This window comes from Klebsiella michiganensis (assembly GCA_000963575.1).
In the GTDB taxonomy this organism is placed as follows: domain Bacteria; phylum Pseudomonadota; class Gammaproteobacteria; order Enterobacterales; family Enterobacteriaceae; genus Cedecea; species Cedecea michiganensis_A.
Genome location: CP011077.1, coordinates 4559250 through 4578020 on the forward strand (window position 1 = coordinate 4559250; position 18771 = coordinate 4578020).

General features: G+C 52.4%; 22 protein-coding genes. 8 read left to right on the plus strand and 14 right to left on the minus strand.

From position 1 onward, the window contains the following. Positions 1-73 precede the first annotated feature (73 nt). Positions 74-2011 carry an ATP-dependent metalloprotease gene (hflB, locus tag VW41_21100; protein ID AJZ91339.1) on the minus strand — a complete coding sequence of 646 codons (1938 nt, stop codon included), beginning with the start codon at positions 2009-2011 and terminating at the stop codon, positions 74-76. Positions 2012-2067: 56 nt separating this feature from the next. Continuing rightward, positions 2068-2697, minus strand: coding sequence for a 23S rRNA methyltransferase (gene rrmJ, locus VW41_21105; GenBank protein ID AJZ92040.1), 630 nt, complete (start codon positions 2695-2697; stop codon positions 2068-2070). Positions 2698-2824: 127 nt separating this feature from the next. Here rrmJ and VW41_21110 point away from each other — a divergent pair, with 127 nt between their 5' ends. Continuing rightward, the gene (locus VW41_21110) at positions 2825-3118 is read left to right on the plus strand and encodes an RNA-binding protein YhbY (GenBank protein ID AJZ92041.1); all 294 of its coding nucleotides are present in this window, start codon (positions 2825-2827) and stop codon (positions 3116-3118) included. A 105-nt stretch (positions 3119-3223) separates the two neighbouring features. Here the strand turns inward: VW41_21110 and greA are convergent, their stop codons facing one another. Continuing rightward, complete coding sequence (gene greA / locus VW41_21115) at positions 3224-3700, minus strand: transcription elongation factor GreA (protein AJZ91340.1); 477 nt, start codon at positions 3698-3700, stop codon at positions 3224-3226. Between the two features lie 251 nt (positions 3701-3951). On the opposite strand from greA, the gene VW41_21120 reads away from it, so the two are divergent. Genes VW41_21120 through VW41_21130 form a run of 3 tightly spaced genes read left to right on the plus strand, consistent with a single transcriptional unit; the run spans position 3952 to position 7102 of the window. Next, positions 3952-5385: a D-alanyl-D-alanine carboxypeptidase gene (locus tag VW41_21120; GenBank protein AJZ92042.1), complete on the plus strand. Its 1434-nt coding sequence runs from the start codon at positions 3952-3954 to the stop codon at positions 5383-5385. Positions 5386-5387: 2 nt separating this feature from the next. Further along, the gene (locus VW41_21125; GenBank protein AJZ91341.1) at positions 5388-6050 is read left to right on the plus strand and encodes an XRE family transcriptional regulator; all 663 of its coding nucleotides are present in this window, start codon (positions 5388-5390) and stop codon (positions 6048-6050) included. Continuing rightward, a complete protein-coding gene (locus VW41_21130; GenBank protein AJZ91342.1) occupies positions 6047-7102 on the plus strand; it encodes a sensor protein BasS/PmrB in 1056 nt (351 codons plus the stop codon). Before VW41_21125 ends, VW41_21130 begins: the two co-directional genes overlap by 4 nt. Before the next feature lie 32 nt (positions 7103-7134). Here the strand turns inward: VW41_21130 and obgE are convergent, their stop codons facing one another. The 4 genes from obgE to rplU form a co-directional block, all read right to left on the minus strand. Then, on the minus strand, positions 7135-8307 hold the full coding sequence (gene obgE, locus VW41_21135) for a GTPase CgtA (protein AJZ91343.1): 1173 nt from the start codon (positions 8305-8307) through the stop codon (positions 7135-7137). 16 nt (positions 8308-8323) lie between these two features. After that, on the minus strand, positions 8324-9289 hold the full coding sequence (locus VW41_21140) for a membrane protein (GenBank protein AJZ91344.1): 966 nt from the start codon (positions 9287-9289) through the stop codon (positions 8324-8326). Positions 9290-9379: 90 nt separating this feature from the next. Then, positions 9380-9637: a 50S ribosomal protein L27 gene (gene rpmA, locus VW41_21145; protein AJZ91345.1), complete on the minus strand. Its 258-nt coding sequence runs from the start codon at positions 9635-9637 to the stop codon at positions 9380-9382. Positions 9638-9656: 19 nt separating this feature from the next. After that, complete coding sequence (gene rplU / locus VW41_21150) at positions 9657-9968, minus strand: 50S ribosomal protein L21 (GenBank protein AJZ91346.1); 312 nt, start codon at positions 9966-9968, stop codon at positions 9657-9659. A 260-nt stretch (positions 9969-10228) separates the two neighbouring features. Between rplU and VW41_21155 the strand changes: the two genes are divergently transcribed. Beyond that, entirely contained in the window at positions 10229-11200 is a 972-nt protein-coding gene (locus tag VW41_21155; GenBank protein ID AJZ92043.1) for an octaprenyl diphosphate synthase, read from the plus strand. A 233-nt stretch (positions 11201-11433) separates the two neighbouring features. Further along, positions 11434-11697, plus strand: coding sequence for a transcriptional regulator (locus VW41_21160; protein ID AJZ91347.1), 264 nt, complete (start codon positions 11434-11436; stop codon positions 11695-11697). A gap of 45 nt (positions 11698-11742) precedes the next feature. Here VW41_21160 and VW41_21165 read toward each other — a convergent pair whose 3' ends face one another. The 7 genes from VW41_21165 to VW41_21195 form a co-directional block, all read right to left on the minus strand. After that, complete coding sequence (locus VW41_21165) at positions 11743-13005, minus strand: UDP-N-acetylglucosamine 1-carboxyvinyltransferase (protein ID AJZ91348.1); 1263 nt, start codon at positions 13003-13005, stop codon at positions 11743-11745. 53 nt (positions 13006-13058) lie between these two features. Then, entirely contained in the window at positions 13059-13313 is a 255-nt protein-coding gene (locus VW41_21170) for a hypothetical protein (GenBank protein AJZ91349.1), read from the minus strand. 133 nt (positions 13314-13446) lie between these two features. Continuing rightward, positions 13447-13749, minus strand: coding sequence for a phospholipid ABC transporter substrate-binding protein (locus VW41_21175; protein AJZ91350.1), 303 nt, complete (start codon positions 13747-13749; stop codon positions 13447-13449). Further along, positions 13749-14378 (minus strand): ABC transporter substrate-binding protein, encoded by a 630-nt coding sequence (locus VW41_21180; GenBank protein ID AJZ91351.1) that lies wholly within the window; start codon positions 14376-14378, stop codon positions 13749-13751. Before VW41_21180 ends, VW41_21175 begins: the two co-directional genes overlap by 1 nt. Positions 14379-14395: 17 nt before the next feature. Next, positions 14396-14947 (minus strand): phospholipid ABC transporter substrate-binding protein, encoded by a 552-nt coding sequence (locus VW41_21185; protein ID AJZ92044.1) that lies wholly within the window; start codon positions 14945-14947, stop codon positions 14396-14398. 4 nt (positions 14948-14951) lie between these two features. Further along, positions 14952-15734: an ABC transporter permease gene (locus tag VW41_21190; protein AJZ91352.1), complete on the minus strand. Its 783-nt coding sequence runs from the start codon at positions 15732-15734 to the stop codon at positions 14952-14954. Positions 15735-15741: 7 nt separating this feature from the next. After that, positions 15742-16557: an ABC transporter ATP-binding protein gene (locus VW41_21195; protein AJZ91353.1), complete on the minus strand. Its 816-nt coding sequence runs from the start codon at positions 16555-16557 to the stop codon at positions 15742-15744. A 229-nt stretch (positions 16558-16786) separates the two neighbouring features. Here VW41_21195 and VW41_21200 point away from each other — a divergent pair, with 229 nt between their 5' ends. Further along, on the plus strand, positions 16787-17764 hold the full coding sequence (locus tag VW41_21200) for a calcium/sodium:proton antiporter (protein AJZ91354.1): 978 nt from the start codon (positions 16787-16789) through the stop codon (positions 17762-17764). Positions 17765-17780: 16 nt separating this feature from the next. Beyond that, positions 17781-18767, plus strand: a complete 987-nt coding sequence (locus VW41_21205) for a D-arabinose 5-phosphate isomerase (GenBank protein AJZ91355.1) — start codon at positions 17781-17783, stop codon at positions 18765-18767. Positions 18768-18771 lie beyond the last annotated feature (4 nt).

Below are 18771 nucleotides of genomic sequence, written 5' to 3' on the forward strand. Positions count from 1 at the left end.
GATACAAAAACAAAAACCCCGGGGCTGGCCCCGGGGTTTATAGATTACTGCAAAAACATCCGTCGTGAGCGTCTTATTTGTCGCCCAGCTGTTCTGACATCGTGTTACCCGGATTTGGCGTACGCGGTTCATCAACCGGGCGTGGCGCATTCGGGGTACCGTTGTTATCAGAATTATTGCTGTTTTTGCTCGCATCTTCCCAACCCGCCGGCGGACGCACTTCGCGGCGCGCCATCAGATCGTCAATCTGCGGTGCATCGATGGTTTCATACTTCATCAATGCATCTTTCATGGTGTGAAGAATATCCATGTTCTCATTCAGCAACTGGCGAGCACGAGCATAGTTGCGTTCAATCAGGGATTTGACTTCCTGATCGATGATACGCGCGGTCTCATCAGACATATGCTTCGCTTTAGCCACTGAACGGCCCAGGAATACTTCACCATCTTCTTCCGCATACAGCAGCGGGCCAAGTTTGTCGGAGAAGCCCCACTGGGTCACCATGTTACGAGCCAGGTTAGTCGCAACTTTAATGTCGTTCGACGCACCGGTAGAAACATGTTCTGGCCCATAGATGATCTCTTCGGCCAGACGACCGCCGTACAGCGTGGAGATCTGACTTTCCAGCTTCTGGCGGCTGGCGCTGATTGCGTCGCCTTCAGGCAGGAAGAAGGTCACACCCAACGCACGGCCGCGAGGGATAATCGTCACTTTATGAACCGGATCGTGCTCCGGTACCAGGCGACCGATAATCGCATGGCCTGCTTCGTGATAAGCGGTCGATTCTTTCTGCGCTTCCGTCATCACCATGGAGCGGCGTTCTGCCCCCATCATGATTTTGTCTTTCGCTTTCTCGAATTCAACCATCGACACCACGCGCTTGTTACCGCGAGCAGCAAACAGCGCGGCTTCGTTCACCAGGTTAGCCAAATCAGCACCGGAGAAGCCAGGTGTACCACGAGCGATAATTGCAGCATCGATGTCCGGAGCAAGCGGTACGCGACGCATATGCACTTTCAGGATCTGCTCACGACCACGAACATCCGGCAGACCGACAACAACCTGACGGTCAAAACGACCAGGACGCAGCAATGCAGGGTCAAGCACGTCAGGACGGTTAGTTGCCGCAATAACGATGATCCCTTCATTACCTTCAAAGCCATCCATCTCAACCAGCATCTGGTTCAGGGTTTGCTCACGTTCGTCATGACCGCCACCCAGGCCAGCCCCACGCTGACGACCTACGGCATCGATTTCATCGATAAAGATAATGCAAGGTGCTGCTTTTTTGGCCTGTTCAAACATGTCGCGCACGCGAGATGCACCGACACCAACGAACATTTCAACAAAGTCAGAACCAGAAATTGTGAAGAACGGTACTTTCGCTTCACCAGCAATCGCTTTTGCCAGCAGCGTTTTACCCGTACCCGGAGGGCCGACCATCAGGACGCCTTTCGGGATTTTACCGCCCAGCTTCTGGAAACGGCTCGGCTCACGCAGGTATTCAACCAGCTCGCCCACCTCTTCTTTCGCTTCATCACAGCCAGCGACGTCAGCAAAGGTGGTTTTGATTTGGTCTTCCGTTAGCATGCGCGCCTTGCTCTTACCGAACGACATGGCACCTTTGCCACCGCCGCCCTGCATTTGGCGCATAAAGAAGATCCAGACCCCAATCAGCAGCAGCATTGGGAACCAGGAAATGAAGATAGTTGCCAGCAGACTCTGCTCTTCAGGCGGCTCGCCCACAACTTTCACGTTCTTGGTAATCAGATTATCAAGCAGCTTGGGATCATTAACGGGGATGTAAGTCGTGTATCGGTTACTATCTTTCTTGGTAACGTTGATTTCACGTCCGTTGATGCGCGCTTCGCGAACCTGGTCCTGATTAACTTCGGACAGGAAAGTGGAGTAATCCACCCTACGGCCATTTGACTCGCTGGGCCCAAAGCTCTGGAATACCGACATTAGCACAACGGCAATGACCAGCCAGAGTATTAGGTTTTTCGCCATGTCACTCAAGGGATTAACCTCATATTACAACTGTGTTAACAAACAGCGTCAGGGTACTATAGTTTGCGCCCGGTCGCTACAATGTACACTTCACGTGAGCGGGCACGAGAAGAGTCCGGCTTACGAACTTTAACCGTCGTAAACAGGGAGCGAATTTCTCGCAGGTATTCATCGAAACCTTCGCCCTGAAACACTTTCACTACAAAACTACCGCCCGGCGCCAGCACGTCCCGACACATTTCCAGTGCCAGTTCAACCAAGTACATAGCGCGGGGAATATCGACTGCCGGTGTCCCGCTCATGTTTGGCGCCATATCTGACATGACAACCTGCACTTTACTGTCACCAACACGTTCCAGCAGGGCCTTGACGACTAATTCATCACGAAAATCGCCCTGAAGGAAGTCCACACCAACGATAGGATCCATTGGTAAAAGATCGCAAGCGATGATTCGCCCCTGATTCCCGATTTGCGTCACAACATACTGTGACCACCCGCCGGGTGCAGCACCAAGATCAACAATAGTCATTCCTGGCTTAAAAAGTTTGTCACTTTGCTGTATTTCATCAAGTTTAAACCAGGCACGGGACCGCAACCCCTTTTTCTGTGCCTGTTGAACATATTTATCGCTAAAGTGTTCCTGCAGCCAGCGACTGGAGCTGGCAGAACGCTTCTTACCTGTCATCTCAATATCCAACTTTGTTCATCGTGAATAGCAGGCTAACTAATAATCAGCACAGCCGATTTGGCGATACACTGGAGATGGCGGTAGAATGAACCGTTTTCAATCCCAACGTAAGCAAAAAAATACGATGAATCTGAGTACTAAACAAAAACAGCACCTGAAAGGTCTGGCCCATCCGCTCAAGCCGGTGGTTCTGCTTGGCAATAATGGTTTGACCGAAGGGGTACTGGCCGAGATTGAACAAGCGCTTGAGCACCATGAATTAATCAAGGTGAAGATCGCAACGGAAGATCGCGAAACGAAAACCTTAATTGTGGATGCCATCGTGCGGGAAACCGGCGCCTGTAACGTACAGGTCATCGGTAAAACGCTGGTGCTCTATCGCCCTTCTAAAGAGCGTAAGATCTCTCTGCCGAAGTAAGCAGAGGTGTGCAAAATGCCACGCTATGTTCGTTGATAAAAGGCCGCTATGCGGCCTTTTTCTTTTCTTTACAATACGCCAACCCTTTAGCCAGCGTAGTAAAAATTACAAATATTCTACTTTTAAGATTTCGAATTCGACATCGCCGCCCGGCGTGCGAATCACAACAACATCATCGCATTCTTTACCCACAAGACCGCGGGCAATAGGCGAATTTACGGAAATAAGATTCTTTTTAAAATCAGCCTCATCATCGCCAACGATGCGATAAGTAAGCTCTTCGTCATTGTCCAGGTTCAATACCGTTACGGTAGTCCCAAAAATCACACGGCCGTTATTTGGCATTCTTGTGACGTCGATCACCTGAGCATTGGAAAGCTTAGCTTCGATATCCTGGATGCGGCCTTCGCAAAAACCCTGCTGCTCACGCGCGGCATGATATTCAGCATTTTCTTTCAGATCGCCATGTTCACGGGCTTCGGCAATCGCAGCAATGATTTCAGGACGACGAACGGACTTCAGGAAATCCAGTTCTTCGCGGAGTTGTTCAGCGCCACGTAAGGTCATCGGAATAGGTTGCATTTGTTATACCTCTTAAAATCAGTCCTCTGCAGCAGGGCAAAACACCGCGCTGGCTTAAGAGCATGGCCGGTAACCTGCGTCTGTCCGGCAACAAATAAAAGAAAACCGACCCGGGGTGATAACTCCAGGTCAGTAACAGTTTTCAAATTGACCGGTATTTTACCCTGGAGTTCCCTAAGGGTCATCGTTTACTTTGCACCATAATGCACCGTAGTATGACGGTCACGTTTCCAGGCCGTTACCGCGAGATTATGCGATTTTTGAGATTTGTCATTGGGTTGACCGCTGCCGTAGCCATCAATGTTCAGGCTGCGAACGTTGAAGAGTACACCTCCCAGTTACCTGACGGGGCGAACCTGGCGCTGATGGTGCAAAAAGTCGGTGCTACCAGCCCGTTCATCGATTACCACAGCCAGCAAATGGCACTGCCTGCCAGTACTCAGAAAGTGATTACGGCGCTGGCGGCGCTCCTTCAGCTGGGCCCGGATTTTCGCTTTACAACGACGCTGGAAAGCCGTGCTCAAATCGATAATGGCGTACTTAACGGCGATCTTATCGCACGTTTCGGCGGTGATCCTACGCTAAAGCGTCAGGATATCCGCAACATGGTTGCCGAATTAAAAAAAGCGGGCGTCCAACAGATTAAGGGCAATGTGCTGGTCGACACGTCTATTTTTGCCAGCCATGATAAAGCCCCCGGCTGGCCATGGAACGACATGACACAGTGCTTCAGTGCTCCTCCAGCCGCCGCCATTGTGGATCGCAACTGCTTCTCAATTTCCTTATACAGCGCCCCTAAAGCTGACGACTTAGCCTATATCCGCATTGCTTCTTATTATCCGGTGGTGATGTTTAGTCAGGTCAGAACGCTGGCTAAAGGCTCTCCGGACGCCCAATACTGTGAACTGGATGTCGTGCCAGGTGATTTGAACCGCTATACGCTGACGGGATGCCTCACGCAGCGCGCAGACCCTCTGCCATTAGCGTTTGCCATTCAGGACGGTGCGAGCTATGCAGGCGCCATCATCAAAGATGAGCTCAAGCAGGCAGGGATCGGCTACAGCGGCACGCTGCTGCGTCAGACGCAACCTAATGAGCCAGGCACCGTCATCGCCAGCAAGCAGTCAGCCCCGCTGCATGACCTGCTGAAAATCATGCTCAAGAAATCCGATAACATGATTGCCGATACCGTATTCAGGACCATTGGACATAACCGACTGGGTGTTCCCGGCACCTGGCGGGCGGGGGCTGATGCCGTACGTCAGATATTGCGTCAAAAAGCGGGCGTAGATTTGGGGAACAGCATCGTCGTCGATGGTTCAGGTCTGTCCCGTCATAACCTGATTTCACCGGCCACAATGATGCAGGTGCTACAATACATCGCGCAGAACGATAATCAGCTAAACTTTATCTCCATGCTGCCACTCGCCGGCTACGATGGCTCCCTGCAGTATCGCGCAGGCCTGCATCAGGCGGGCGTTGACGGCAAAGTGTCGGCGAAAACGGGCTCGTTGCAAGGGGTTTATAATCTGGCTGGCTTCATTACCACGGCAAGTGGGCAGCGCATGGCCTTTGTGCAATACCTCTCCGGCTATGCCGTTGAACCGGCGGACCAGCGTAATCGCCGCATCCCACTAGTGCGCTTCGAAAGCCGGCTTTACAAGGATATTTACCAAAATAACTAGCTATGAAACTGCTTATTGTTGAAGACGATTTACTGTTACAGGAAGGTCTTGCGCTGGCATTAGGCGGGGAAGGCTATGCGCTGGACTGCGCCGCGACGGCCGCGGAGGCTGATGCCCTGCTGCAGAGCGGTGAATACAGCCTGATTATTCTGGACCTCGGGCTCCCTGACAAAGACGGAGCCACGCTGCTAAGTCAGTGGCGTCGTCGCGGGGTAAAAAACCCTGTGCTTATCCTGACCGCTCGTGACGCACTTGCAGACAGGGTCAATGGTCTGGACTCCGGCGCTGATGATTATCTGGTTAAGCCTTTTGCGCTTGCAGAGCTGCAGGCGCGTGCGAGGGCGCTGATCCGTCGCTACCAGGGGCATAGCGACAACCTGCTCCAGGAAGACGATTTAACCCTCAATTTGCAGACTCAGCAGGTCCTGCTCGCCAATCAGGCCGTAGAAATTACGCCCAAAGAGTTCGCGCTTTTGACCCGCCTGATGATGCGAATCGGTCAGACGGTCCACCGCGAAACGCTGCAGCAGGATATCTACAGCTGGCAGGATGATCCAGGCTCCAACACCCTTGAAGTCCATATTCACAACTTACGCCGGAAATTAGGCAAAGACCGAATCAAAACCGTGCGTGGCGTTGGCTACCGGCTGGAAACCCGTTCATGAGCAGCATGCGCCGGCGCCTGATGATCCTGCTGGCGCTTATTCTCCTTTTCTTCCAGCTGATTAGCGTCGTCTGGCTCTGGCATGAAAGCCGTGAGCAGATTGGCTTTTTAGTGAGTGAGACGCTGTCCGCGAAGGCCCGAAACCAGCAGGTCGAGAAAGAGATCCGCGAAGCGATTGCCTCTCTGCTAGTCCCCTCTTTGGTCATGGTCGCCTTTACGCTGTTTTTCTCTTTCTGGGCAATTACCTGGATAACTCGCCCGCTGAATCAGCTGCGCTCGAGCCTGGCTAACCGTTCCGCCGACAACCTCACTCCCCTGCCCATGTTTTCAGATATGGACGAAATGGTGGCGGTGACCAACTCTCTCAACCAGCTACTTGGGCGCCTGGATCATACCATTCAACAGGAACGCTTATTCACGGCCGATGCGGCGCATGAACTAAGAACACCCCTAGCGGGTCTCCGGCTGCATCTGGAATTAATGGCAAAAAATGGGGTAACGCAGGCCCCAATGTTGCTGACCCGAATAGATCAGCTCATGCATACCATTGAGCAACTCCTGATGCTTTCTCGCGCCGGGCAAGCGTTGGCCAGCGGGCATTACAATACGCTGGTCTGGAGTAGCGACATCATCGCGCCGCTGAAAATGGAAATGGAAGAACTGGCTGCACCACGCGGGCAAAGGCTCATCTGGCCCGCAGCATCCTCTCTGACCGTTCAGGGCGATGCCGTACTGCTGCGTTTGATGCTGCGTAACCTGCTGGAAAATGCCTCCCGATATAGCCCGGAAAAAGGCGAAATTCATGTGGCGTTGGCGGAAAAAGAGGGTGGAACACTGTTGAGCGTCACCGACAGCGGTCCGGGCATTAAAGCCGAATATCTTCAACAGATCACTGAACCCTTCAGGCGTATGGATCAGCGCTATGGCGGCAGCGGGCTAGGTTTGAACATTGTGCAGCGTATTGTTCAGCTTCACCATGGCCATCTTGAACTGGGTAACCGCGAAGAAGGTGGTCTGCATGCCGGCTGCTGGCTTCCCGGTAACATTCAATAAAAAAGGCCGGGAAACCGGCCTTTTCATTGGACTTACTTCTGATAGATGATTTCGACGCCTTCGTCGTCTTCGTCATCCCAGTCGTCGTCCCAGTCTTCTTCAGCTTCAGCTTCCATTTCATCGAGCTGCTGGCGATGGTAATCATCCCACATAAACTCAACTTTCTCCGGCTGCTTAGCCACATCGGCTGCGACAATCGGGTTCTCGATGATGAAGGTCATGACATCCCAGCAGAGATCTTTCACGCCCATCTGGCTGGCCGCGGAGATAAGATAGTATTTATCTTCCCAGCCAAGCGCTTCAGCAATGGCTTTTGCTTTCTCTTCGGCCTGCGCTTTATCCATCAGGTCGATTTTGTTAAACACGAGCCAGCGAGGTTTTGACGCCAGGCTTTCGCTGTATTTCTCCAGCTCGCCAACGATGATACGGGCGTTTTCAACCGGGTCGGAGCCATCGATAGGCTCAATGTCAATGAGATGCAGCAGCACGCGGCAGCGCTCAAGGTGCTTCAGGAAGCGAATCCCAAGCCCAGCGCCGTCAGCAGCGCCCTCGATCAGCCCCGGAATATCCGCGACAACAAAGCTCTTTTCATTATCCATACGGACAACGCCCAGGCTTGGCACCAGCGTGGTAAACGGATAGTCGGCCACTTTTGGTTTCGCGGCTGACACGGCACGGATAAAGGTAGACTTGCCTGCGTTAGGCATTCCCAGCATTCCCACATCGGCCAGCAGCATCAGTTCAAGTTGCAGGTCGCGTTTTTCACCCGGCGTGCCCATCGTTTTTTGGCGTGGAGTACGATTGACGGAGGATTTAAAACGGGTGTTACCCAGACCGTGCCAGCCGCCTTTAGCGACCATCAGCTTCTGACCGTGCTGCGTCATATCGCCCATGGTTTCACCGGTGCCCTGATCGATAACTCGGGTACCGACGGGGACCTTTACAGTCACGTCATGCCCACGTTTACCGGTACAATCGCGGCTTTGGCCGTTCTGGCCACGCTCGGCGCGGAAAGCCTTTTCAAAACGATAATCGATGAGCGTATTCAGGTTTTCGTCTGCTTCGAGCCAGACGTCACCGCCGTCACCGCCGTCACCTCCGTCCGGGCCGCCTCTCGGGATATATTTTTCACGACGGAAGCTAACGCAGCCGTTACCGCCATCACCTGCTACGACCAGGATCGTTGCTTCATCAACAAACTTCATCTTACTTCTCCGTAAATCATTCGCCCGAACGCTGCACCGGTGTGACCGTTTCGGTTTTATGCCAGCGCCCCCAAAGGCGGTGGCCAATCGCGGAATACATCGCACCAGCCACAACCACGAGAGCCCCGATATAACCCACAAGGTTAAGCATCGGTATGGCGAAATACTCGGGCCAGGCCTGAGACAGCAGGTCTGAGAACAGCAACGTAAACAACGGGGTTAGCGTAATGATGGCGCTAACCTGGGAGGCCTGCCAGCGCGCCATCGCCTCAGCGAGCGCGCCATATCCTACCAGCGTATTCAGACCGCAAAAAACCAGACATGCCAGTTGCCAGCTACTGAGCTGGAAAATCACACCTGGTTTTGCCAGCGGCAAAAGTGCAATAGTACATAAAGCGTACAACAAAAAGAGGATCTGCTGCGAGGCTAACCGGCGTAATAGCACCTTCTGCGCCACACCATAGCTGACCCAAACCGTTGCCGCCAGCACGCCGAAGATAACACCCAGAGTGTAATCCGTCAGGCGGGTAAAAATCTCTACAAGACTGGTGTTGAAGAACATCACCAGTCCACACAAGAGCATAATGGCACCAATAATCTGCGTGCCACGCATTCTCTCTTTCAGCACCACTACGCTCGCCACCATCATTCCTACAGGGGAAAGCTGGCCAATAACCTGAGACGCAGTAGGACTCAAATACTGCAGGGAAGAACTAAAGAGCAGAAAGTTGCCAAACAATCCCCCGGTGGCGATCGCCAGCAGCACTAACCATCGGGGCTTGCGGAACATTCTGAGCGGCGGCAATTTCCCCCGAATCGCAAGGAAAATGCCCAACCCGATACTGGCCATCAGAAATCGATAAAAGACCACGGTCGGCGGCGCCATTACCGGAAGCACCTGCTTCATCGCTATGGGTAACGCCCCCCAGCACATCGCCGTGGTTAGCGCTAAAAGAATACCGATTCCCGCCTGCTGCCCCATGCCCATTCCCTGTTTTAATTTACCAGGCGTACAATGTAAAAAGCCCCGCAACACGTTGCGGGGCTTTCATCCGTTACCGGACCGAAAAACTTACTCAGCAACGATGCTGATGTATTTACGATTGTTCGGGCCTTTAACTTCGAATTTTACTTTACCGTCTGCTTTAGCAAACAGGGTGTGGTCACGACCACAACCTACATTGTTGCCAGCGTGGAATTTGGTACCACGTTGACGAACGATGATGCTACCAGCCAGTACAGTTTCACCGCCAAAGCGTTTTACACCCAGGCGTTTTGCTTCTGAATCGCGACCGTTACGAGTTGAGCCGCCAGCCTTTTTATGTGCCATTTAATCTACTCCTCAGGTCTTAGGCGCTGATGCCAGTGATTTTCACATCAGTGAACCACTGACGATGGCCCGCTTGCTTACGATAGTGCTTACGGCGACGGAACTTAACGATCTTAACTTTCTCGCCACGACCGTGAGCAACAACCTCAGCCTTAATAACGCCACCATCAACGAAAGGAACGCCGATTTTGACTTCTTCACCGTTTGCGATCATCAGAACTTCAGCGAACTCAACAGTTTCGCCAGTTGCGATGTCCAGCTTTTCCAGGCGAACGGTCTGACCTTCGCTTACTCGGTGTTGTTTACCACCACTTTGGAAAACCGCGTACATATAAAACTCCGCTTTCCGCGCTTGCCTTTCATTGGATTCAGGTAGCGCTATAAATATTCACAATAGGGCGCGAATATTACGCAAATCGTGAGGGTTTGACAAGCCCGATCGTGAATTACCGTAGAAAAAAAACGCAACAGCACACACACCGTTTATCTGCCTCGTTTTTTCAGTACAATCTGTACTACAGTATCGAACCTCAACCCTCTCGTTATGCCATATGGATGTGGAATAAACAGGACGAAAGCCAGACTTTTGCGATGAATTTAGAAAAAATTAATGAGTTAACCGCGCAAGATATGGCGGGTGTCAATGCGACAATCCTTGAGCAATTGAATTCAGATGTCCAACTGATCAACCAGTTGGGCTACTACATTGTCAGCGGCGGCGGTAAACGCATCCGCCCAATGATTGCCGTACTCGCTGCGCGAGCGCTTTCTTATGAAGGGCAGGCGCATGTCAGAATTGCGGCTCTGATCGAATTCATACATACAGCGACCCTTCTCCACGATGATGTTGTGGACGAATCAGATATGCGCCGTGGTAAAGCTACCGCCAATGCCGCTTTCGGCAACGCAGCAAGCGTCCTGGTCGGTGATTTCATCTATACGCGAGCATTTCAGATGATGACCAGCCTCGGTTCGTTGAAGGTGCTGGAGGTGATGTCAGAGGCCGTGAACGTTATTGCCGAAGGCGAAGTGTTGCAGTTGATGAACTGTAATGATCCCGACATCACTGAAGAAAGCTACATGCGGGTCATTTACAGCAAGACTGCCCGTCTGTTTGAAGCCGCTGCCCAATGCTCTGGCATTCTTGCAGGGGCAACAGAGATTCAGGAAAAAGCGCTGCAGGATTATGGACGTTACCTGGGTACAGCCTTCCAGCTGATAGATGACCTGCTGGATTACAGCTCAGACGGACAAACGCTTGGTAAAAACGTAGGCGACGACCTGAACGAAGGTAAACCAACGCTGCCGCTGTTGCACGCCATGCGCAACGGTTCAGCAGAGCAAGCGCAGATGATCCGTGAGGCAATCGAGCAGGGAAATGGCCGACACCTGCTAGAGCCCGTCCTAAAAGCGATGTCAGATTGCGGATCTCTGGAATGGACTCGTCAACGCGCCGAAGAGGAAGCAGATAAAGCTATCGATGCGCTTTCTGTTATTCCCGACAGCCCCTATCGTGAAGCACTGATCTCTTTAGCCCACATGTCAGTACAGCGCGATCGTTAGCCTATACTTTGGCGCGCTTAATGGCGCGCTAAAGTTTCCAATAAATCACATAATCGATTTTCACCTCTTAACTCCCTCTCTCATTTTCATCAGATTTCATAAGATTTGCGGATGAAAACACAGAATTTATTATTCCTTTCACTTACTGGAATTATTTGGAAATTTTTATGCTATAAATTTCCAGTGTTATCGCTCAGTTCAGAGCAGGGCTTGTAAGATTACAGGGAGAGATTATGGAAAATCAGTATGTGGACTGGCATCCGGCTGACATCATTGCTGGCCTGAGAAAAAAGAGAACGTCGCTTGCCGCTTTATCACGTGAGTCAGGTTTAAGCTCATCAACGCTCGCCAATGCGTTATCACGCCCCTGGCCTAAAGGAGAGTTTATTATCGCTCAGGCTTTAGGTGTTGCTCCTCAGGTCATTTGGCCTTCACGTTACCACGATCCGGTGACCAATGAGTTTATCGACCGAACCAGAAAGATTCGGCAGCAATAAAAAAGCCGGGGCATGCCCCGGCTTTTTATCACCATGAAAAGTCGCTTACTCGCTACCCTTCACGCGTTCAATCTTAGCACCCAGCGCCTGAAGTTTATCTTCAATGCGCTCGTAACCGCGGTCAATGTGATAAATACGGTCTACCACCGTTGTTCCTTCTGCGATACAGCCCGCAAGAACAAGGCTTGCAGATGCACGCAGATCGGTGGCCATCACCTGGGCGCCGGAAAGTTTTTCGACACCGTGGCAGATAACCGTATTACTTTCGATTTCAGCGTGTGCGCCCATACGAATTAATTCAGGCACATGCATAAAGCGGTTTTCAAAGATAGTTTCGGTGATAACACCCGTCCCTTCCGCCACCAGGTTCAACAGGGTGAATTGTGCCTGCATATCGGTAGGGAAGCCCGGGTGCGGAGCAGTACGCACCGTCACGCCTTTTGGACGCTGACCATGCATATCAAGGCTGATCCAGTCTTCACCAGTTTCAACCTCAGCCCCAGCTTCACGCAGTTTCGCCAGGACAGCATCCAGGGTATCTGGCTGTGCGTTACGGCAAAGAATTTTACCGCCAGAGATTGCCGCAGCCACCAGGAAAGTCCCGGTTTCAATACGGTCAGGCAGTACGCGATAAACGCCCCCGCCTAAACGAGCAACGCCTTCGATCGTAATACGATCGGTGCCTGCGCCGCTGATCTTCGCGCCCAGGGTGTTGAGGAAATTCGCCGTATCGACGATCTCCGGTTCACGAGCGGCGTTTTCAATTACCGTTTTGCCTTCCGCAAGCGTTGCAGCACTCATGATGGTGACGGTAGCGCCAACGCTCACCTTATCCATCACAATATGGGCCCCTTTAAGACGGCCATTCACCGATGCCTTAACGTAGCCTTCTTCCAGCTTAATTTCCGCGCCGAGCTGCTCCAGACCGGTAATGTGCAGATCCACAGGGCGAGCGCCGATGGCACAACCACCAGGCAGAGAAACCTGCCCCTGGCCGAAGCGAGCAACCAGTGGCCCCAGCGCCCAAATAGACGCACGCATGGTTTTAACCAGCTCATAGGGTGCACAGAAAATATTCACGCCGCTGGCATCAATGTAGACGGAGCCGTTACGCTCGACTTTGGTACCCAGCTGGCTCAGCAGCTTCATTGTGGTATCAATGTCTTTCAGCTTTGGCACGTTCTGAATCTCTACCGGCTCTTCTGCCAGAAGGGCTGCGAAGAGGATCGGCAGCGCGGCGTTTTTAGCCCCTGAGATTGTTACTTCCCCACTCAGGCGGGTAGGCCCCTGCACACGAAATTTATCCATTGAAACTGCTCTCTTTTAAATTCAAAACGTTATCACCAGCCTGAGCCGATGATTCAAAAGCCATTTAGTTTGCGGTCGCGCGCCCACTCTTCCGGCGTATAGGTCTTAATAGAAACGGCATGCATGCGATTATCAGCGATGAATTCCATCAGCGGGGCATACACCGTTTGCTGTTTTTTGACGCGACTTAACTCGGCGAATAACTCACCCACCGCTATCACCTGAAAGTGGCTGCCATCGCCTGAGACGTGGACTTCCTGGAGGGGCAGCGCGTTCATCAGCACTGTCTGAATTTCATGATTTTCCATGGGGTATCTATTCGTCGATTAATAAATGATGAGATAAGCCACACATCTTAGAGGAAAGTGGCGCCAGCTTAAATAAGCAAAAAGCCCCGGAACTTAACAGTTCGAGGGCTTTGAAAGTAACGTGCTGAAATCATTAGCCTGCCAGATGCGGCAACAGTGCTTCTGGCAAGTTGTAGAGTTGAGCCAGGGTACGCAAATTATCACTGGCGCCCTGCAACTCAATCTCGCGCCCTTGCCGGGTGACAATGGCGGCCAGGTGAATGAGTAATGATAAACCAGCGGTATCAACGCGCGTTAAGCCGCTCAGTTCAAAACAGGTGATACCCGCGACCACTTTCTCGCGCTGCTGCCAGAGCAGTTGAACGGTATCGCCATCCAGCTCGCCGGAAAAGTGCAAGGTAGCGCCGGCCTGTTTCCAGCTCAGTTCTTCCGCCATTACTTTTTACTGTCCAGAGTAATTGGCTGCTTTGAAATTGACTGCAGCTGCGCGGTCAAACCATCAATCCCTTTGGTGCGCAGCAGATCGCTCCACTCGTTTTGTTTGGTAGTGATCATGCTGATCCCTTCGGCGATCATATCGTAAGCCTGCCAGTTCCCGGTTTGGCTATTCTTACGCCACTGGAAGTCAAGACGTACCGGTGGGCGCCCATTTGGATCGATAATCGTCACGCGGATCGCCACGATATCCGCGTTACCCAGCGGCTGCTCGGGGGCAATTTGGTAAGTCTGGCCGTGATACAGCGCCAGCGCCTGACCGTAGGCCTGCTTAAGGTACTCTTCGAAAGCCTTGAAGTAGGCATCACGCTGGGCAGGCGTTGCCTCTTTGTAGTAACGCCCCAATACCAGCGCACCAGCGTATTTTACCTGTACATAAGGCAGCAATTCCTGGCCGACGATATCGCGCAGATAATTCGGGTTCTGTCGAATTTGAGGCTGCTCGTTTTTCAGGCGATCAAAGGTCTTCTGCGCCGCCTCGTTCATTAATTTGTAAGGGTTGGTCTGGTCTGCCGCCATCGCAAACGGGGCGATTACCAGCATGGCTACCATCATAAGACGCTTAAACATCGTTCGTTCCTCTTAAATTAATTCGTAGTACCTGACTGCGGTGCGGCATCAGTATGGCCTGCAGGATGCGCTTCGGCATCGCCAGAATTCTTATTATCGCCGTTGCCGCTCTTGTAAAGGAACTGGCCTATAAGATCCTCAAGTACCAAAGCAGACTTTGTATCCTGGATGGTGCTGCCATCTTTCAGCATAGATGATCCCAGTTCCGGATCGTCAAAACCAAGGTTCAGGGCAATATATTGCTCACCCAGCAGGCCAGATGTGCGAATCGCCAGAGAGCTGGTGTCCGGGATCTGGTTATAGCGCTGCTCGATATCCAGCGTTACGCGAGGCAGGTAGGTTTTCGGATCGAGGGCGATGCCATCAACCCGGCCGATTACCACGCCGCCAAGACGAACCGGTGAACTCATTTTCAGGCCACCGATGTTATCGAAGGTCGCGTATACCCGATAAGTCGGTTCGCTGCGCAGAGAAGTGACGTTAGCCACCTTCAGGCAGAGAAAAATAATGGCGACCAGCGCGACCAGCAGAAAAGCACCAACCCAAACTTCAAATTTCTTTGTTTGCATGAACTCAATTCCCAAACATCAGTGCTGTCAGCACAAAATCGAGGCCCAAAACGGCCAGAGAAGCGTGCACAACGGTGCGCGTGGTTGCCCGGCTAATCCCAGCAGAGGTCGGAATAGCATCGTACCCGTTGAATAACGCAATCCACGTTACGGTAATGGCGAAAACGACGCTCTTGATCACGCAGTTAACCAAATCAAGCCGCCATGAGACCGCATTTTGCATTGCTGACCAGAAGAAACCGGCATCAATACCTTTCCAGTTAACGCCCACCAGAGCACCGCCCCAAACGCCCACGGCAACAAAAATAAGCGTTAACAGTGGCAAGGAAATCACCCCAGCCCAAAAACGTGGCGAGACGACGCGGCGCAACGGATCGACCGCCATCATTTCCATGCTGGACAGCTGCTCTGTCGCACGCATCAGGCCAATTTCAGCGGTTAATGCGGAACCCGCACGCCCGGCAAACAGCAGCGCGGCAACAACCGGGCCAAGCTCGCGGAGCAGTGAAAGGGCCACCAGCATGCCAAGGCTCGACTCAGCGCTGTAAGTTGTCAGCACCAGATAGCCCTGTAAGCCAAGCACCATCCCGATGAATAGGCCGGAAACCATGATGATAAGCATCGACAGTACGCCGACGTTATAAAGCTGACGAACCAGCAACGGCGCATGCTTACGAAACTCCGGTTTCCCTACCAGCGCGTTGAATAACATCAGTCCGGCACGTCCGAACGAGGCGCAGGTTTTTATCCCACGTCGCCCGATAGATGCCAGTGCATTTAGCAGCATGAGCAGTTTAGCTCCTCGTTCCAGATAATAAATCTTGTTGATAATCCCCGGCTGGATAACGGAACGGCACCGGGCCGTCAGCAATCCCATCAAGGAACTGCCGCACGCGCGGGTCGTGGTTTTCACGCAGTTCCGCGGGGCTACCTTGCGCAACAATGTGCTGATCGGCAGCAATATAAGCGTAATCAGCGATGCTTAATACTTCTGGCACATCGTGTGAGACCACAATGCAGGTGACACCGAGGGCGCTGTTTAGCTCAGAAATAAGCTTAACCAGCACGCCCATGGTAATAGGATCCTGCCCGACAAAAGGCTCATCGAACATGATCAGGTCTGGTTCAAGTGCAATAGCGCGGGCAAGGGCGGCACGGCGCGCCATTCCGCCGGATAATTCAGAAGGCATAAGATCAGCAGCACCGCGAAGCCCAACGGCTTCCAGCTTCATCATCACCGTGCTGTGCAGCAAGGGTTCCGGCAATTTGAGGTGTTCGCGCAAGGGATAAGCCACGTTTTCAAACACGTTAAGATCGGTAAACAAGGCGCCGGATTGAAACAGCATGCTCATGCGTTTGCGGACGGTAAAAAGCCGTGAGCGCGACATCGCCGGCACATTTTCACCATCAAACAGGATCTCGCCGCTGTCCGGTTGGATCTGCCCACCGATAAGCTTCAACAGCGTAGTCTTACCGATCCCCGATGGTCCCATGATCGCCGTCACCTTGCCGCGTGGTACGGTCAGCGAAATATTCTCGAAGATCTGTCGTTCCCCACGGGAGAAACTCATCCCACGGATCTCAACCAGATTCGCTTCTGTCTGACTCATCGACCTTCCTTTTTTATGTTTGCCCGCAAGCATGGCCTCAAAGAGATGCTAAAACCCAACATTTTTACAGAATATTACCTGCGCAGGTTAGCGAAAGCTGGCATTTGTTTTACTTTTCCGCCGCATAAAGTCAGAATTACGACTTATCGCCAGGCTCAGGCTGCACTTCGTTTTGCCCGACCCTTCAGGCCCTCAGGATCGGCGATTATACCCTAAGAAAGGATTTTTCATGCTGTTAGCTACGGCGCTATTAATTATTGGTTTACTTCTGGTGGTCTATGGCGCCGACCGTTTAGTTTTCGCCGCGGCGATCCTTTGCCGTAGTATCGGCATCCCGCCGCTGATCATTGGCATGACGGTGGTCAGCATCGGCACCTCGCTTCCTGAAATCATCATCGCCAGCACGTCAGCGCTGCACGGCCAACTGGATTTGGCCGTCGGGACAGCGATTGGTTCAAATATCACCAACATTATGCTGATTCTGGGGCTAGCCGCCCTGCTGCACCCATTTACCGTTAATTCCGATATTCTACGCCGGGAATTACCTCTAATGTTGGCGGTGAGTGCCGCGGCAGGTCTGTTTCTCTATGATGGCGAGCTGACGCAGGTAGAAGGTGTCATGCTGCTGACAATCGCGGTGTTATATCTACTCTTTATTATTAGAATAGGCCGCCTTGCCGAGCGGCAGGGCGTCGATAGTCTGACGCGAGAGCAACTGGCCGAACTTCCTCAGGAAGGCAGCCTGTCCGTTGCGTTTTTATGGCTGGGTGTTGCTTTGGTTATCATGCCGATGGCAACGCGGATGGTTATCGATAATGCCTCGGTACTTGCGCATTATTTTGGCGTGAGTGAACTGGTTATCGGTTTGACGATCATTGCGATTGGTACCAGCCTGCCAGAATTAGCCACCGCCATCGCCGGGGCGCGCAAAGGCGAAGATGATATTGCGATTGGTAATATCATCGGTTCGAATATTTTTAACGTGGTGTTTGTGCTTGGGCTCCCTGCACTGCTCGCACCCGGCCACCTGAACCCGCTCGCTTTTGCCCGAGATTATTGGCTGATGTTAGCGGTAAGTGCTGTTTTTGCCCTGCTCTGCTGGCGTAAACCTCGCCAAATCGGCAAGCTCGCGGGCGCTCTGTTAACATGTGGATTCATCATATGGATCGTGGTGCTGTGGTTTGTTGCGCCACCTGTCGTCGGATAAAGCGGAAACGGGAATTATGTCTCATATAGATTTAGCACCGGGTTTTGACTTTCAACAAGCGGGCAAAGACGTGCTCAATATTGAACGTGAAGGCCTGGCTCAGCTCGACCAGTACATCAACGAAGATTTCTCACTGGCCTGCGAGAAGATATTCTATTGCCCAGGTAAAGTTGTTGTAATGGGGATGGGAAAATCGGGTCACATCGGGAAAAAAATAGCCGCAACCTTTGCCAGCACCGGCACGCCGGCCTTCTTTGTGCATCCTGGAGAAGCCAGCCACGGTGACTTAGGCATGGTCACGGCACAGGATATCGTCCTGGCGATTTCTAACTCCGGTGAGTCGAACGAAATTCTGGCGCTAATCCCGGTATTAAAACGCCTGCAGGTGCCGCTTATTTGCATGACCGCCCGGCCGGAAAGCTCTATGGGCCGCGCGGCAGATATCCATCTGTGCATCAAAGTGCCTCAGGAAGCTTGCCCTCTCGGTCTCGCACCGACCTCCAGCACAACGGCAACGCTGGTTATGGGCGATGCGCTGGCCGTGGCGTTGCTGAAGGCCCGTGGTTTTACCGCTGAAGATTTCGCACTGTCTCATCCTGGCGGCGCGCTGGGTCGTAAGCTGTTACTCCGCGTCAACGATATCATGCACACTGGCGATGATATCCCGCACGTAAGCAAAGAGGCCTCTTTGCGCGATGCGCTGCTGGAGATCACCCGTAAAAATATGGGGATGACGGTCATCTGTAATGACCTGATGAAAATTGAAGGCATCTTTACCGATGGCGATTTACGTCGCGTGTTCGATATGGGTGTCGATTTACATACCTTACGCATTGCGGATGTTATGACAACGGGTGGCATTCGCGTACGCCCTGGCACATTGGCCGTGGATGCATTAAACCTGATGCAGTCACGCCATATTACTTCGGTTATGGTCGCGGATGGCGACCAATTGCTGGGTGTGGTACATATGCATGACATGCTACGCGCAGGCGTAGTTTAAAAAA

Bases quoted from the DNA above. Each gene is read 5' to 3' on its own strand.
- VW41_21200 (AJZ91354.1), top strand. From the start codon at position 16,787: ATGCTGTTAGCTACGGCGCTATTAATTATTGGTTTACTTCTGGTGGTC.
- VW41_21170 (AJZ91349.1), bottom strand. From the start codon at position 13,313: ATGGAAAATCATGAAATTCAGACAGTGCTGATGAACGCGCTGCCCCTC.
- VW41_21160 (AJZ91347.1), top strand. From the start codon at position 11,434: ATGGAAAATCAGTATGTGGACTGGCATCCGGCTGACATCATTGCTGGC.
- VW41_21180 (AJZ91351.1), bottom strand. From the start codon at position 14,378: ATGTTTAAGCGTCTTATGATGGTAGCCATGCTGGTAATCGCCCCGTTT.
- VW41_21130 (AJZ91342.1), top strand. From the start codon at position 6,047: ATGAGCAGCATGCGCCGGCGCCTGATGATCCTGCTGGCGCTTATTCTC.
- VW41_21165 (AJZ91348.1), bottom strand. From the start codon at position 13,005: ATGGATAAATTTCGTGTGCAGGGGCCTACCCGCCTGAGTGGGGAAGTA.
- hflB (AJZ91339.1), bottom strand. From the start codon at position 2,011: ATGGCGAAAAACCTAATACTCTGGCTGGTCATTGCCGTTGTGCTAATG.
- VW41_21155 (AJZ92043.1), top strand. From the start codon at position 10,229: ATGAATTTAGAAAAAATTAATGAGTTAACCGCGCAAGATATGGCGGGT.
- VW41_21120 (AJZ92042.1), top strand. From the start codon at position 3,952: ATGCGATTTTTGAGATTTGTCATTGGGTTGACCGCTGCCGTAGCCATC.
- rplU (AJZ91346.1), bottom strand. From the start codon at position 9,968: ATGTACGCGGTTTTCCAAAGTGGTGGTAAACAACACCGAGTAAGCGAA.
- greA (AJZ91340.1), bottom strand. From the start codon at position 3,700: ATGCAACCTATTCCGATGACCTTACGTGGCGCTGAACAACTCCGCGAA.
- rpmA (AJZ91345.1), bottom strand. From the start codon at position 9,637: ATGGCACATAAAAAGGCTGGCGGCTCAACTCGTAACGGTCGCGATTCA.
- VW41_21195 (AJZ91353.1), bottom strand. From the start codon at position 16,557: ATGAGTCAGACAGAAGCGAATCTGGTTGAGATCCGTGGGATGAGTTTC.
- VW41_21175 (AJZ91350.1), bottom strand. From the start codon at position 13,749: ATGGCGGAAGAACTGAGCTGGAAACAGGCCGGCGCTACCTTGCACTTT.
- obgE (AJZ91343.1), bottom strand. From the start codon at position 8,307: ATGAAGTTTGTTGATGAAGCAACGATCCTGGTCGTAGCAGGTGATGGC.
- VW41_21190 (AJZ91352.1), bottom strand. From the start codon at position 15,734: ATGCTGCTAAATGCACTGGCATCTATCGGGCGACGTGGGATAAAAACC.
- rrmJ (AJZ92040.1), bottom strand. From the start codon at position 2,697: ATGACAGGTAAGAAGCGTTCTGCCAGCTCCAGTCGCTGGCTGCAGGAA.
- VW41_21140 (AJZ91344.1), bottom strand. From the start codon at position 9,289: ATGGGGCAGCAGGCGGGAATCGGTATTCTTTTAGCGCTAACCACGGCG.
- VW41_21125 (AJZ91341.1), top strand. From the start codon at position 5,388: ATGAAACTGCTTATTGTTGAAGACGATTTACTGTTACAGGAAGGTCTT.
- VW41_21110 (AJZ92041.1), top strand. From the start codon at position 2,825: ATGAATCTGAGTACTAAACAAAAACAGCACCTGAAAGGTCTGGCCCAT.
- VW41_21185 (AJZ92044.1), bottom strand. From the start codon at position 14,947: ATGCAAACAAAGAAATTTGAAGTTTGGGTTGGTGCTTTTCTGCTGGTC.
- VW41_21205 (AJZ91355.1), top strand. From the start codon at position 17,781: ATGTCTCATATAGATTTAGCACCGGGTTTTGACTTTCAACAAGCGGGC.